Raw genomic sequence first — 15,510 nt, forward strand, 5'->3', positions numbered from 1 at the left:
GTTTTTAATTCATTGATATATATAGTCAGTGTTTTCTTTACTATTCCGATATACTTAAGCTATATTTTCTAATTATTGATTACATTACGGAAGGAATGTAACTCTCTTCTATCGAATTTTTATATAACAAAAATGATTAGGTGGTGCTTTACTATGAAATTAGCTGTCATTGGTGGCGGTGATTTACAAGATTCAAATCACTTGCCTATTAATGAACGCCTTATAGAATTAACAAATAAACAGTACCCAAAAATATTGTTTATTCCAACGGCTAGTCATGATGATGAAAGCTATATAAAATTATTTTTAGACACGTTTGAAAAACAATTACATTGTGAAGTACAAATTTTACGTACTACAACAGATTCACCTTCTAAGTATGAAATAGACGAGATGATTCATTCAGCCGATTTAATTTATCTAGGTGGCGGGAACTATATTCACATGCTTACGCAATGGAAAGAACATAGACTCGATGAAAAATTATTATTGGCTCTGCAACAAGGAACACTTATTGCTGGTTATAGCGCTGGTGCTATGTGTTGGTTCACGTCTAGTATCCGATCAGATTATGAAGGTGCTGGTTATATAGAGAGTAACGGATGGGGGATTGTTAATAAAAGATTTTGTCCACATTATAATCAATTAAACAGAATGAACGCCTTCCATTCCTTTTTACAAAATCATCAAGGGAATATAGAAGGAATTGCACTGGAGGATAATTGCGCTTTATATATTACAGAGGAATCCTTTGAGATTATCGGTGAACCGGAAAAAGCGTGGGAGTTTTATATGAGTGATAAAACACTCATTAGACAACATTTTGATATAACTTTAAAAAGCTATTTGTAAACCTGCACTTACGAAAAAATGTCCCTAAGTCTAATAACTTAGGGACATTTTTCTATTTAACTAACTAATCGTGTAATTCGTTTCTTTTGCCATGAAAGCTTATAATATGCATACTGTAATATTAAGCTGACAATAAATGCTGCTGGATACCCGATCCAGATGCCTTCTATTCCAAGACTTGTATGGTAAGAAAGATAATATGCTACGGGTACTTCTACAAGCCAAATTGAAACAACTCCAATAACAGTTGGCCAAAGTACTGTACCGCTCGCTCGCATTGTCGCACTAATAATTTGTGCATGACCGAAAATTAAATAACTCCATAACGTAATCATAACTAAGCTATGAGCAATTTCAATTGTAGTTTGACTCGTTAAAAATAGTGATAAAATATCTCTTGAGAATAAGTAAATAAGAGATATTAACACACCACCGATGACGTAGTTCATAATAATTCCGGCCTTCACAACTTTCTGCAATCGATCAAATTGATTCGCCCCAATTGATTGTGCTGCAAAAATAGAAACTGTAATACCAAGGCTAACTGCTGGCATTTGTACATAACTTGCAACTTGATTCACAACGCCGTAAGCAGCTGTTGCATCCGATCCGTAACGATTTACAAATGCGATTACCGCAATTTCAGATAATGAAACTAATATCATATTAATACTCGCTGGAATACCGAGCCTTAACAATAACTTTAATAACTCCCCATCCATTCGAAGATATTTTCTAACCGTTCCATCTAGTTGTAATGGGTGATTTTTCTTCTTTAAATACACGAGCATGACAATAAACGTAATAACTGTGGATATAACAGAGGCATAGGCTGCTCCATACACATCTAATTTCGGAGCTCCTAACCATCCAAAAATAAGAATCGGTAATAAGATCATATTTAGCGCTGTACTTACAATTAAAAAGTAAAATGGCGTTTTAGAATCTCCTGTACCTCTCATAAATGTTGTGTATGCGAAATATAAAAATAATACTGGCATCGATATAAATAAAATCCGTGCATAATGTACACTTATTTCAATAATATTTTCTGGCGTTCCCATTAGACGCATAATATCCATCGCAAAAATACTGCCTATTATCGCTAACACAACTCCAATAATAAAGGTAAATGTCAACGTCGTACCAACGATAGCTTTTAAACGATCTTCGTTTTTAGCACCAAACGCCTGACCAATTAAAATAGAACTACCCGAACCTATTCCAATTACGAATGAAACAAGTAAAAAGAACAAAGGAAAAAATGCTGATATAGCCGCTAAATCATTAACTCCAAGCCATCTTCCTACTACTACCATACCAAATAATTGTCCAACTGATTGTAGTACATTACTTAATAATAACGGTACTAAAAACATCGACATCGATTTCCAAATCGGTTTACTCTCACTTTCCAACTTATGCGACTCCGCACCTTCTTTATTGTTATCTGCAGGTGGTTTCAAATTTCATTTCTCCTTTTATTAAAAATCTTTTTTCAATATCTATCTCTTTGTATAGTTGTTATTATACTGTGCTTCTATTCATTTTCTTTTCGCATGATTATAACTTCACCCAATATTGACTTCCATCGGCTGTTCGATCTAAAAATCCATATTCGATTAAATATCTTCTTAAAGTTACGAAATCAGGGTATACATTTTCTATCACTGTATTTACTTCTTTTTCAGTATACTTTTTATTACTATCAAACTTCTTTACTAAATGACGTAATATAATTAATTTACGCTTTTGTTTTTTCGGAAATTTAGAAAGAGGTCCATCTAATCCTTCTGTAAAATGAGCTTTTAATACTTCATCATTTTCTTCTTCCGTAATATTGTATCGATCATCCACCATCGTTGCTGTTCTATGAATTGGTACAAATTTCGTTTGTACTTTTGATTTTTCTTCTGATAATTCCATTAGCGCTAAAAATACTTTTGCTTGCTTCATTTTCTCTCGCAGTGTAAATCGATGATTACGAATTGTTGATGTACTTCCGCCATCCATCTCTTTTACTATTTCTTTATCATTCAGTCCCATATGGAAAAATTGAACCATTTTCTTTTGTAAATCTGTTAAACCAGTAAATTTCTTATCCATATTTAATAAATAATCAAACATAGACGTATGCTCATTTTGAATATGCAATTGGACGAATTTCTCTGCTTCATACAAAACTTGGTTATCTTGATAAATAACACCTTTAATAAATCTTTCACCACAAGCTAAGCAAATGTACTCCTCTTTTTCTTCATCAAACACATACCCTTTCTTTAATTCCTCTATTGACGCATCCCAAAACTGCTCCGAAATATCAATCACACTAAACACTCCTTCAAAATGTTTATTTAAAAACCAAACGAATTACTATAACGTTTATTATCACTTCATCATCTTATCACAACACAAATAAACATTTCAATGTTTCGTTTACCCATTTTATAAACTTTTATAAAAACATCTATCGAAAGGGTTTAATACAACGAAAAGCGAATGTGTTTATACAAATTCATTTTATATGATGTGGAATAGAACATGAATATTCTTCAAGACCCTTGGTTTATCGTTAAGCAAATTGCACGGAATACTTATGCGATTAGTAAATATGGAACCGGTATTCACTCATTCCAAAACTTCAGTATTCAATTTTAACTACAAAAAAGATGTTTCCGTATAAGAAAACACCTTTTACTTTTTATCCCGCATTAATGGGCAGTAAGACCCCCACTGATTAAAGTTTCACTTTATATATTCTATTTACAGTCTCTACTAAAACCTTACTTGCTTGTACAAATACATGCTTTCGGTTTCTATCTTCAACAAATTTATTAGCGCAACTACTCATAATCATCATACAACCAATTATGACTAACGCTATCTTTCTATTCTTGTAAGTCACTTCATGTCACTCCACTATTACAAAACTTCTTTTGAATTTATCCCATCAAGAAATTTTACATGAATAATAAAACGTGCGAATATGCAATTCTGCATATTCACACGTTTTATCACAATGTTATGATTTAATTTAGTTAAAGAACAAGTATACCGAGGTGACTAACTTGAAGTTTAAAGCGAAAAAAAATCCATTCCACGTCATTTTCATTACATTATTTATAATTATTTTTTTCGTTTCGTTATTCTTCCAAAATGAACATTCTATTTTTTTCACTCTCATGATGCTATTAAATGTCGTGAATCTTTCTTCATTCTATTTTTCTCACTACAATATAACTGCATCATCTCTTATTGTAAAACACGGTTTCATATTTCATACTGAAATTCCATTTGAAGACATTCGTCACGTTAAATACTCCGGTAAAAAACTTCATTCAAAAAAATGGACTAGACAGCAATTAGAAATCCATTACAATTTATTTGACTCAGTAACAGTTTTTGTACCCCAAGAAGAAGAAAAGTTCATTTCACTCTTAAAAGAGAACTGCCCACAGATGAAAGTAATGAATACGCCTGCTAACAAATAATATTTTTTGAAGCTTGCAGTATTGCAAGTAGATGAAACATAAAAATGAACATCAAAAAAGCCAAGATTCTATACTAAGAACCTTGGCTTTTTCTATTACTCTTTTGGAGCAATCATTTTCTTTGGATCTACAATTTCATCAAATTGCTCTTCTGTTAGTAGTCCAGATTGCAATGCTGCTTCTTTTAAAGTTAATCCTTCTTTATGAGCATGCTTCGCAATTTTCGCTGCATTTTCATATCCGATATGTGGGTTTAGCGCTGTTACAAGCATTAGTGAACGATTCACATTTTCATTAATTACTTCTTCATCTGCTTCAATACCAACTGCACAATTGTCATTAAACGAAACAATTGCATCCGCTAATAAGTGAGCTGATTGTAAGAAGTTATAAGCAATAACAGGTTTAAATACGTTTAACTCAAAGTTACCTTGGCTCGCAGCAAATCCGATTGTTGCATCATTCCCCATCACTTGCGCTACAACCATCGTTAATGCTTCACTTTGCGTTGGATTTACTTTACCTGGCATAATAGAGCTTCCTGGTTCATTTGCTGGAATAATAATTTCTCCAAGACCACTACGTGGACCACTTGCAAGCCAACGTACATCGTTAGCAATCTTCATTAGATCCGCAGCTAATGCTTTTAATGCGCCGTGAGTATATACAACTTCATCATGGCTCGTTAATGCATGGAACTTATTTGGTGCAGAAACAAATTGTTTACCTGTAAATTGACTAATTTCCTCTGATACCATCTCACCAAATTTAGGATGAGCATTAATACCTGTTCCAACCGCAGTTCCACCAATTGCTAACTCTTTCATATATGTATTGCTCTCTGCAATCATACGCTCTGTTTTCTCAAGCATACGGTGCCATCCGCTAATTTCTTGCCCTAAAGTTAACGGCGTTGCATCTTGTAAATGTGTACGACCAATTTTTATAATATGTTCAAATGCAGTTACTTTTTCTGCTAAAGTTTCTTTTAATTTCGTAATTGCTGGTAATACGTGATTTTCTACTGCGATTACACAAGCTACATGAAGCGCCGTTGGAAATGTATCATTTGAACTTTGTGACATGTTCACATCATCATTCGGATGAATATGTACGTCAGATCCCTTCTCTTTCAAAATTTGATTCCCACGATTTGCAATTACTTCATTCACATTCATGTTTGACTGTGTACCACTACCTGTTTGCCATACGACAAGCGGAAAATGTTCATTCCATTTCCCTGCAATCACTTCATCAGCAGCTTCTACAATCGCTTCTGCTTTTTCTTCTGATAGCTTTCCTAATTTTTGATTGCTAAGCGCTGCACTCTTCTTTAAAATTGCAAATGCTTTTACAATTTCAAGCGGCATTTGCTCTGTTCCAATTGGAAAGTTTTCTTTACTACGCTGTGTTTGTGCTGCCCATAATTTATCAGCTGGAACTTTTATTTCTCCTATTGTATCTCTTTCAATTCTGTACTCCATGTTTTCATCCCCTTGAAAATATAATACCTACATCTCTTATAATAACAGACTTTCTCTTAAATGATAAGAATTCTCAATCTTATATATAGATATTCTATATTTATTTTTAAAAATTTCTCTTGACCTAAACTTAAGTTTAGGCTATATCCTTTTCCTTGTAACCTACTATAACACTACTGGAGGAATTCAATATGAAAAAATATGCTTTCATAACAGGTGGGAATAAAGGAATTGGATATGAACTTGTTCGTCAATTAGCAGAAAAAGATTATCACGTATTTTTAGGTGCTCGTAATGAACAACTTGGACAACAAGCCGTAGAATCTTTAAATGTTTCAAACGTTTCCTATATTCAAGTAGATATTTCAAATGCACAATCCATTCAAGAAGCAACAAAGAAAATTTACGAAACGACTGACCACTTACATTTATTAATTAATAACGCAGGCATAGCGCTAGACTTCAATACGCTACCTAGTGAATTAAATATTGAAACTTTACGCCAAGGATTTGAAGTTAACTTTTTTGGAACTTTCCAAATGATGCAAGCCTTTTTACCATTATTAAAGAAATCAAGCAACAGTAAAATCATAAATGTAACAACTGACATGGCCTCACTAACAATGTTTGCTAATGGTGAAACACATCCAATTAATACACTAGGATATAATTCTTCCAAAACAGCTATTAATGCTTTAACGTTAGCTTTTAGTAAAGAACTTGGTACTAACGGACCAGAAGTTTTTGGGGTAACTCCTGGTTTTACAACTACGGATCTTAATGGAAATTCCCCTGGTGGCCATACAACCACTGAAAGTGCTAAAATTATTATTAAATATGCATTAAGTGAAACAAATTATAATGGTAAAATACTAAATAAAGATGGCATTATACCTTGGTAATAAAAGGATGAATGATATGTATTATACAATTGGGCAAGTCGCCAAAATGCAACACTTAACTATTTCTCAAATACGTTATTACGATAAACAAGGACTGTTCCCTTTTCTTCAAAGAAATGAAAAAGGAGATCGAGTTTTTGATGAAGAAGCACTGAAATATTTAGAGATGATTTTGTGTTTAAAAAACACTGGTATGCCAATTCAAAAAATAAAACAATTTATCGACTGGTCTATGGAAGGAGAATCTACCATCCTTCAAAGGTTAGAATTAATGAAACAACAGGAGACCAATGTCTTACAGCTCATTCAAGACACTGAAAAAAACTTAAAAAAGATACAACAAAAAATTGCTAAATATGAGAATGAAATAACTTCAGAAAATGCTATTAAAAAATAAAAATCACCTTCTACATATTGTAGAAGGTGATTTTTATTTTATGATGCTTGCTTTCCTTTATCTGCATCATCTACATACCAGATGAATTTGCCTGTATATCCATAAATAACTGCTAAAATTAACGATACGAAGCTTAACCACATAAACGGAACGTATGAGAACGTTGCTACACCTAAAATACCAGCCATAAAAATACCATTATCAGACCATGGAACCATACCTGAAGTTAATGTTCCACCTACTTCTGAGTTACGTGCTAATACACGACGGTCTATTTTTAATTTATCATAGCTATCTTCCATAATTTTTGGTGTTAAAATTAGTGATACATACATCGCACAACCAAATATATTAGCTAAGAATGCCACGATTAATGTAGACAATGTTACATTACCTGCAGAATTTAATTTCTTCTCGAATTTTGATACGATTACTTTTAAAACACCTAGTTTTTCAAGTAATCCACCAAATCCTAAACCGAAAATAATAACGGCTACTGAGCCAAGCATGCCGTTAATTCCACCACGGTTTAATAACTTGTCAACAAACTCAACACCAGATTGAATTGAGAATCCGTTATAAGCTGTTCCAATCGCCTCTCCAAAGTTCATCCCTTGGAAAAGAGTTGCCCAAATTGCACCAATTAAAGCTCCCATTGCAATTGTTGGCATAGACGGTTTCTTCATCGCTAATAGAACGATAACAATGACCGCCGGAACAAGCATCCATATTTTAATATCAAATTGCTTTAATAAAGCTTCTTTTAAAAATTCTACTCGATTCAAATCTACATTATCGCCGCCATACATCCAACCAGCTACAGTAAACATAATACTAGTAATAATATAAGCCGGAACATCTAATACGAGCATAGCTCGAACGTGAGCAATAACATCTACTTTCGCCATAGAAGCTGCAAGAACTGTGCTATCAGAAAGTGGTGATAATTTGTCGCCGAAATAAGCTCCTGAAAGAACTGCACCAGCAACAAGCGGAAGTGGTAAACCAAGTCCTTCACCAATCGCCATCATAGCAATACCTGCTGTTCCCACTGTTCCCCAAGACGTTCCTGTTGCGATAGAAGTTATAGAACAAATAATTAATGTTGCTAATAGGAATATGCTAGGGTGAATAAATTCTAATCCATAATAGATTAATGTTGGTACTACCCCACCAGCAATCCACGTTCCAATTAAAGCACCTACTGCAACTAAAATCAGTATTGCTTCTAATCCGTTAGAAATCCCTTTCGTAATTGCATCTTGCAATTCTTGATAACGAAATCCTAATCTTAATCCAAGCGCAATTACTAAAAACCATGAAATAAATAGCGCTAATTGAATTGGGAGATCAAAAATCGTTTGGAAGGAAAAGACAACAGCAAGAAATAGTAATAAAAGAACTATGATTTCTAGCATCGATGGTAATCTTACACTTTTCATTTTTTTCTCTCCTTACAAGTCGATAACATGACGTATGTCGTCTTACATGTATGTAATATACAATTAGCGAAGACAAAACAAAATTTTCATATTATTTCGATTTATTTTTCCAGTATAATATATTCACAACCCTTTCTATTGTAAAAGTAGATTACGTTTTTCGCAATGAAAAATATAAAAAATGTTGTATTTTTATTTATCCCGATATTTTCGGTCAATAAGACCCTTGTATCAAAATTTAGTAAGTGCAAAGTACCTAGTTAAGAAATTAACTACTGTAAAATCCCGGATTGATATGAACGTATTAAAGCTTCACTTTATTTACAAGGAACAATCCCATACTAACTTTTTTAATATTTGCTGCAACAAAACTTTTTACAACTATCTTAACTTTTTAATTCACACCATTATTTTCTACGCAAAAAATAGGGCACACATCATTAAAATGATGCATGCCCTACCTTTATTTATACATATTTTGTATTTCTTCTTTATTTTTAAGTATTTCCTCAAACTTATCACTACAACCCTTCGGAAATAACACTCCCAGTCCATATGAATGTGCAAATTGAAAATGAGGGTACTTCGCTTTTACCTCATCCCAAAACTTATATACGCCGAAATCACCACTTCTAACTTCAATATCATGAAATAATACAATACCGTTTTTCGCGACTTTCGGTAGCCAAGTGTTATAATCGTGAGAAACAGCTTCATACGTATGATAGCCATCAATATGCAAAAGATTTATCGTTTCATCTTGAAACCGGTCTACAGCATCATCAAAAGTAGATCGAATTAAATTTCCTATATTAAGGTAGTTATCACTCACTACTTTTTCTACTATTTGAAAAACCCCTTCTCCATATGGACCTGTATGCCCATCTCCAGCCCAAGTATCTACTGCAAAGCATTTAGTCGATAACCCTCCATCTTTTACTCCCTGACAAAAACTGAAGAAAGAAGCACCTAGATGTGTACCTAACTCAACTAAAGTTTCTGGTTTTTCAAATCGTACTAAGTCATATGCAAAATCTAAATGTCCACTCCACGCAGATTGTGACCGAATAATAGGACTAAATGTTTCAAATTCAAATGATGGTTTATGAGTAACCCAGTTCATCGCATAACTCCTTCTGCACATATTTTTAACAAACCAAATTACTCTTATCTTTATTTTTTTATCGCCTTGATTATGATTCTATTTCATGAAAATATGAAGAATTTATTCTTTTCTATTGCGGTAAAGCATCATATACATATGGGTCAGTTGGCTTATTAATTTTCTCGATTTTGTTTACTTTTACAAGTGGAAAGACTGTTCCTTTATATGTCGTTTCATCTAATAATCCTGTTATTTTCACCCATGTTTCTTCTGATATTTTTTCAACATTTTGCCCGGTAACAATCATCCCCCAGACTGATGCATCCGCAATACAACAAGTTATGCCATATCGAGCCACTACTGCTTTATTACCCGTCACATCCTTATCCTTATATATAAACCCTAAGAATGTAATTTCTTTCCCTTTAAACCAATTAACATTTTGACCAATTACATTCATTGTTTGAACATAGTCCTTATCCTTTACTTGTAGTTTACTCTGTCCTAACATACTTTTTACTACTTGCTCTTCCGTTTTATAAGTCGTTGATAAATTTGATGTTTCTTCTGGATCAACGGATACTTCTCGCCCATCAAAATTAACCTGTTCCCCCTCTTTTTCATTCCTTTCCAGACTTCTCGCCTGTACACTTTGATTCATACCCCTTTTTCCTGCTAAACTTCCATCAATTGTTACACTTCCAAAGAGAAAAGCACTAACTATCGGAACAACAAATAAAACATATACAAAGAAACTTTTTATCCCTGATTTTGATGTTGTATGATGTTTACAACAATTACAATCATGCTGTTTCTCTCTTCCATCTCCCCAAACTTGTACAGTACCAAAAATTAAAATCACTACAAAAGCTATATACGTAAATTTAATCATTTTTGGAGCGATAAAATTATAAATATTCCCTGTTACAAGTAGTTTAAATAAGAGCATTGCTAAACCAATTAAAATAATGCCACGAATATAGCGATGATATGCCTTCTGCTCCTCTTTCTCCATTCTTTCTCACCTCCTATAACATTATGATTTGCATGATGGTATACACAGATACAATCACAATTCCTATCAAAAAGAATACAAATCTCTTTTGAAAATATGCAAATAGCATTAACGTATTTTTCATATCAAGCATAGGCCCAAACACAAGAAATGCGAGAAGTGCCTTTACTGAGAAAACATGTCCAAAAGATGCCGCTATAAAAGCATCTGCTGCAGAGCAAATTGATAAAACATAACCAAATCCCATCATAATAAAGGGGGCAATTACTTCGTTATGTGCTATTGTATCCAGTACATTCCGATCAAAAAACGTTTGAAATACACTTGCTAAAAAAGCACCAATCAATAAATACTTACCAGTATCAAAAAACTCATCTACAATATGATTCATAACATCTTTCCAACTCTTTTTTCTGCTTGTTTGAACTGAAACCTCTACATCTTTTAAAACATTTCTTTCGCGATAGCAATAATACACAATTAGACCTATGAATAGAGCAACTAAAATTGTTATCCCAAAGCGTGCATATACTACATAATCATTTTTTGGAAACGCATATACAGTAGATAAAAGAACAACTGGATTCATAATGGGTGCACTCAGTAAAATAACAATACCTACATGAAGTGGTAACCCCTTTTGAATGAGCCTTCTTACAATTGGTATAATGACACATTCACACATTGGAAAAAGAACTCCCACAAATACTGCCGGAATCATTGCAACAATCGGAGATTTCGGCATTACTTTTTGAATCATATCTTCCGTCACAAACACTTGAATAAATGAAGAAACAATTACCCCTAATAAAATAAAGGGTATTGCTTCAAAAATGATACTTAAAAATACTGTATTCACATTCAACCATTCCTGTGGCATATTTTTGTGCAAATTTGCTAGACTTGTAAAATCTACAAAAAATAATAAAAAGAGAAACATAGCGATAAGAGCTATGCCTATTAATTCTTTTGAAACTCTATTAAAGACCAAGCTTCTCGCCTCCATTTTATTTATATGTAAACATGTGCTTGTCCAAATGCTTCATACTACAGCACAAATTTTATAGTCTATTTCTATTCTTAAATCGTAATCATTATGATTTATTCTTGCTTTTTCTTTCCCCATCGTTTAACATAAAACGTAATCATTACGATTTGAAGGAGAGATCATTTCATGAAAAAAGTACCTATCACTGTATTAAGTGGTTTTTTAGGATCTGGAAAAACTACCTTACTACATCACATTTTGACTAATAAGAATAACTTAAAAGTAGCTGTCATCGTTAATGATATGAGCGAAGTAAACATTGATGCATCTCTTATAAAAAAGGGTGGTTTTTCACGTACGGAGGAAAAACTAGTAGAAATTCAAAATGGCTGTATTTGTTGTACACTACGAGAAGATTTAATGATAGAAGTGAATCGTCTTGTTGAAAATGGTGATATTGACTATATTATTATTGAATCTTCTGGTATAAGTGAGCCTATTCCAGTTGCTCAAACGTTTACTTATACAGACGAAGTTCTTAACATTGATTTAACGAAAAATTGTCGCCTCGATACGATGGTTACAGTTGTAGATGCAAATAGATTTTGGGATGATTTTGCAGACGGAGAAAGTTTATTAGACCGAAAACAAGCAATCGATGAGAATGATACCCGGGAAGTTATTGATTTATTAATAGATCAAATTGAGTTTGCAAACGTAATTATTCTTAATAAAATAGATTTGCTAGAAAAAGAAGATGTGATAGAGCTTCATCATTTACTAAAAAAATTAAATCCTAATGCAAAAATTCTTGAAGCTTCGTTTAGCAAAGTACCATTACAAGAAATTTTAAACACAAATCTATTTAATTATGAAGACGCTAGTCAATCGGCCGGCTGGATACAAGAATTAAATAGTGAACACCATACACCGGAAACGGAAGAATACGGTATCAATTCCTTTGTTTACCGTCGCAAATATCCTTTCCATCCCGAGCGCCTTATGAATTGGCTAGAAAAATGGCCTTTAGATGTTGTAAGAGCGAAAGGATTCTTCTGGCTTGCATCTCGTAATAATATGATAGGACTTCTATCTCAAGCAGGTTCCTCTATTACAATTCAAGGAGCCGGTGAATGGATAGCCGCATTACCTGAAACTGAAAGAAATCAAATGATTGCAGAAGAACCAGAAGTATTGAAAAACTGGGATAAACAATATGGAGATCGAATAACTGAGCTCGTATTTATCGGTATTGATATGAATCGTTCTGTGATTGAACAATCATTAGATGATTGTCTATTAACAGAAAAGGAAATGGAACAAAAGTGGAATACATTTATTGATCCTATTCCGGCTTTTACTTATACTTCATAATAATTAATAAAAGGCTTCAGTAGAATGAAGCCTTTTTACTTTATAGTACTCTTATTTAATAAGTTTGCTTTAATTATAAATACAACTGTACCTAAAACAATTAATATAGCATATATGATACCAACTACATCACCTATTTTTTCTAAGCCAAGCGGTAATATTATAGTAGCAACTCCAACTATATAAGAAAATGCTCCTGAAAGCTTCGCTAATTTATTTTTATCTCCAACAAACGTTTCTTCTTGATACCCTGCTAGCAAAAACAACCTCTTTTTCACATGTATTTGATACCCTAAAAAAATGATAAGTAACCCTACAAATAAACAAACTAAAAATCCTGCTAACATATCCTTCCCCCTCCTCTACAATATTTTACTATACATAAAAAATTTTTTAGTTAGAAATTTCAGTTTATTGATAAGTCATTCTGTGATATATTGCATATTGTATTCAATTTGTATTTTTAGAAAGGAGAATTTTAGATCATATGGATTCAAATCGATTAAAAGGAATTATAATGGTCATAATCGGTGCTTGTTTATGGGGCTTGTCTGGTACAGCTGCACAACAACTTTTTCAATATGACAATGTTTCAACAGAATGGTTAGTTACGATCCGTTTACTTATATCTGGAATTATTTTGCTCATGATTTCCTCATTCGGAACGAGACAAAAAGAGATATTTGGTATTTGGAAGCAAAAATCTGATGCTATTAAAATGATTTTGTTTGGTCTATTCGGTATGCTTGCTGTACAGTATACGTATTTCGCTTCAATTAAAGAAGGAAATGCTGCCGTGGCAACATTATTACAATATTTAGCTCCTATATTCATCACTGTATACTTGCTTTTCAAATGGAATGTTCGTCCATCAAAAATTGATTTCATTTCAATTACTCTTTCATTAGTAGGCACTTTTCTCTTACTAACAAACGGGTCTGTTCATAACTTGGCTGTTTCTACACCAGCTATTATTTGGGGTATTTTATCTGGATTATCTCTCGCTTTTTATAGTTTATATTCAAAGGAATTGTTAGAAAAATGGTCTTCCTCTGTTATCGTTGGATGGGGCATGATTATTGGGGGTATTGGTGTAACGATTGTGCACTTTATTTCTACAAACGAATTCATTTTATTATCAACTATGAAATATGTAAAAATAAGTACCCTACCGCTCATCACATTTGTCGTCATTTTCGGGACACTTATTGCCTTTTATTTATACTTAGACAGCATACGATACCTGACTCCGAAAGAAACAACATTATTTGGTTGCACAGAACCACTCGCAGCTATTATTTCTTCTGTACTTATATTGCACGTGCCATTTCAATCTTTTCAGTTATTAGGCGCTTTTTGTGTCATTGTAATGGTGCTCATCTTAAGCCAAAAGCCGGATGAAGGGAAACAAAAATTAAAACTTGTTCATGCAAAAAAGGAAAATATACAATGAAAGGATTGAATTCACTATGCCTGTCCCTCAAAATTATAAAAAACCAGGAAGAATTTCAGCAAAATCACTCGTTTTAAATCAACTACAAAATTGGATTATTGAAGGTGTACTAAAGCCCAATGAAAAAATTAATGATGGGGAATTGGCTGAGGCACTAGGAGTAAGCAGAACACCTGTAAGAGAAGCACTTCAAATATTAGAGCTTTCTGGATTAGTGGAAATGGTACCAGGGCAAAAAACGAAAATTGCTCCTATTAATTTAGAAGACGTATCTATCATTTATGAAACGATGGCTGGTCTTCACTCTATTATAGGAAAGCAAGCTCTTCAAAACATTACAGACGCTGATATTCAACTACTTTCTGAAATAAATAATCATTTTCAGCACTCTATAGAGAAAAAAAATGCAAAACAAGCTTTAGAATTAGATATACAATTCCACAATACAATTTCTTCTATTGCTAAAAACCAATATATTGAACCCTTTCTAGAAAATATGCAACTTCACGTTTTACGTCTTGAATATTTGTTTTTCCAAAACTTTGTTCCAGCAAGTCAATCTATTGAAGAACATCACTCTATCATTCAAGCATTACAAAAGCAGGACGAAAAACAAATGGAACAAATAATGACTCAAAACTGGCTCCGTCCCATGAAAGAAATACAAAAAATAATTTCTACGAAATAAAAAGAGATCTGGTTACACAAAATCGTAACCAGATCTCCTTTTACTAATCTATATAGTTATGCCTGAATATTTGCATAATCTTCCATATCTTCGTACTCTTTTTCCAATTCCTCTAAAGACAGCTCGTATAATTGTCGGTCGCGAATCTTAAACACACCTGCTCCAATTAACTCATCAATTAAATGCCTCTTACGATTTTCAACAGCAAAACGGAGTTGACTACTCATCTTTTAAAAAACTCCTTTCTACGATCATTGAAAATGATAATCTTTATCAATTACCACTTTTGATTATAAAAGATGACTCTTTATAAGTAAAG

At 33.0% G+C, this 15,510-nt stretch carries 17 protein-coding genes; 7 read left to right on the forward strand and 10 right to left on the reverse strand.

From position 1 onward, the window contains the following. Positions 1-153 precede the first annotated feature (153 nt). Positions 154-852 carry a peptidase E gene (locus RT27_RS18165; RefSeq protein ID WP_016082128.1) on the forward strand — a complete coding sequence of 233 codons (699 nt, stop codon included), beginning with the start codon at positions 154-156 and terminating at the stop codon, positions 850-852. A 56-nt stretch (positions 853-908) separates the two neighbouring features. Here RT27_RS18165 and RT27_RS18170 read toward each other — a convergent pair whose 3' ends face one another. The 3 genes from RT27_RS18170 to RT27_RS35285 all read right to left on the reverse strand — a co-directional run bounded on the left by RT27_RS18170 (position 909) and on the right by RT27_RS35285 (position 3,757). Continuing rightward, complete coding sequence (locus RT27_RS18170) at positions 909-2,318, reverse strand: MATE family efflux transporter (protein ID WP_029441942.1); 1,410 nt, start codon at positions 2,316-2,318, stop codon at positions 909-911. A 97-nt stretch (positions 2,319-2,415) separates the two neighbouring features. After that, positions 2,416-3,180 carry a DUF2087 domain-containing protein gene (locus RT27_RS18175; protein WP_016082130.1) on the reverse strand — a complete coding sequence of 255 codons (765 nt, stop codon included), beginning with the start codon at positions 3,178-3,180 and terminating at the stop codon, positions 2,416-2,418. A gap of 409 nt (positions 3,181-3,589) precedes the next feature. After that, entirely contained in the window at positions 3,590-3,757 is a 168-nt protein-coding gene (locus RT27_RS35285) for a hypothetical protein (protein WP_016082132.1), read from the reverse strand. A gap of 163 nt (positions 3,758-3,920) precedes the next feature. Between RT27_RS35285 and RT27_RS18180 the strand changes: the two genes are divergently transcribed. Next, positions 3,921-4,343, forward strand: a complete 423-nt coding sequence (locus tag RT27_RS18180; protein WP_016082133.1) for a PH domain-containing protein — start codon at positions 3,921-3,923, stop codon at positions 4,341-4,343. A 95-nt stretch (positions 4,344-4,438) separates the two neighbouring features. Here the strand turns inward: RT27_RS18180 and fumC are convergent, their stop codons facing one another. Beyond that, complete coding sequence (fumC, locus tag RT27_RS18185) at positions 4,439-5,827, reverse strand: class II fumarate hydratase (protein WP_016082134.1); 1,389 nt, start codon at positions 5,825-5,827, stop codon at positions 4,439-4,441. A gap of 191 nt (positions 5,828-6,018) precedes the next feature. On the opposite strand from fumC, the gene RT27_RS18190 reads away from it, so the two are divergent. Then, complete coding sequence (locus tag RT27_RS18190; RefSeq protein ID WP_016082135.1) at positions 6,019-6,729, forward strand: SDR family NAD(P)-dependent oxidoreductase; 711 nt, start codon at positions 6,019-6,021, stop codon at positions 6,727-6,729. Positions 6,730-6,745: 16 nt separating this feature from the next. Then, the gene (locus tag RT27_RS18195; RefSeq protein WP_002153132.1) at positions 6,746-7,126 is read left to right on the forward strand and encodes a MerR family transcriptional regulator; all 381 of its coding nucleotides are present in this window, start codon (positions 6,746-6,748) and stop codon (positions 7,124-7,126) included. Positions 7,127-7,164: 38 nt separating this feature from the next. Here RT27_RS18195 and nhaC read toward each other — a convergent pair whose 3' ends face one another. The 4 genes from nhaC to RT27_RS18215 all read right to left on the reverse strand — a co-directional run bounded on the left by nhaC (position 7,165) and on the right by RT27_RS18215 (position 11,694). After that, positions 7,165-8,568 carry a Na+/H+ antiporter NhaC gene (gene nhaC, locus RT27_RS18200; RefSeq protein WP_000843992.1) on the reverse strand — a complete coding sequence of 468 codons (1,404 nt, stop codon included), beginning with the start codon at positions 8,566-8,568 and terminating at the stop codon, positions 7,165-7,167. A 463-nt stretch (positions 8,569-9,031) separates the two neighbouring features. After that, on the reverse strand, positions 9,032-9,691 hold the full coding sequence (locus RT27_RS18205; RefSeq protein ID WP_001104670.1) for a class I SAM-dependent methyltransferase: 660 nt from the start codon (positions 9,689-9,691) through the stop codon (positions 9,032-9,034). Positions 9,692-9,803: 112 nt separating this feature from the next. Next, on the reverse strand, positions 9,804-10,688 hold the full coding sequence (locus RT27_RS18210; RefSeq protein ID WP_029441940.1) for a TIGR03943 family protein: 885 nt from the start codon (positions 10,686-10,688) through the stop codon (positions 9,804-9,806). A gap of 13 nt (positions 10,689-10,701) precedes the next feature. Continuing rightward, on the reverse strand, positions 10,702-11,694 hold the full coding sequence (locus tag RT27_RS18215; protein WP_172452113.1) for a permease: 993 nt from the start codon (positions 11,692-11,694) through the stop codon (positions 10,702-10,704). A gap of 168 nt (positions 11,695-11,862) precedes the next feature. On the opposite strand from RT27_RS18215, the gene RT27_RS18220 reads away from it, so the two are divergent. Further along, positions 11,863-13,050, forward strand: coding sequence for a GTP-binding protein (locus tag RT27_RS18220; protein ID WP_016082139.1), 1,188 nt, complete (start codon positions 11,863-11,865; stop codon positions 13,048-13,050). Between the two features lie 35 nt (positions 13,051-13,085). Here the strand turns inward: RT27_RS18220 and RT27_RS18225 are convergent, their stop codons facing one another. Next, entirely contained in the window at positions 13,086-13,397 is a 312-nt protein-coding gene (locus tag RT27_RS18225; RefSeq protein WP_043936889.1) for a DUF3784 domain-containing protein, read from the reverse strand. Positions 13,398-13,537: 140 nt separating this feature from the next. On the opposite strand from RT27_RS18225, the gene RT27_RS18230 reads away from it, so the two are divergent. Beyond that, positions 13,538-14,503 carry a DMT family transporter gene (locus tag RT27_RS18230; RefSeq protein WP_016082141.1) on the forward strand — a complete coding sequence of 322 codons (966 nt, stop codon included), beginning with the start codon at positions 13,538-13,540 and terminating at the stop codon, positions 14,501-14,503. Positions 14,504-14,519: 16 nt separating this feature from the next. Continuing rightward, a complete protein-coding gene (locus RT27_RS18235) occupies positions 14,520-15,191 on the forward strand; it encodes a GntR family transcriptional regulator (RefSeq protein WP_016082142.1) in 672 nt (223 codons plus the stop codon). A gap of 56 nt (positions 15,192-15,247) precedes the next feature. Here RT27_RS18235 and fbpA read toward each other — a convergent pair whose 3' ends face one another. After that, positions 15,248-15,418 (reverse strand): Fur-regulated basic protein FbpA, encoded by a 171-nt coding sequence (fbpA, locus tag RT27_RS18240; RefSeq protein ID WP_000098302.1) that lies wholly within the window; start codon positions 15,416-15,418, stop codon positions 15,248-15,250. Between the last annotated feature and the right edge of the window lie 92 nt (positions 15,419-15,510).

The sequence above is a fragment of the Bacillus sp. L_1B0_5 genome, assembly GCF_000836715.1.
Lineage (GTDB): Bacteria > Bacillota > Bacilli > Bacillales > Bacillaceae_G > Bacillus_A > Bacillus_A thuringiensis_S.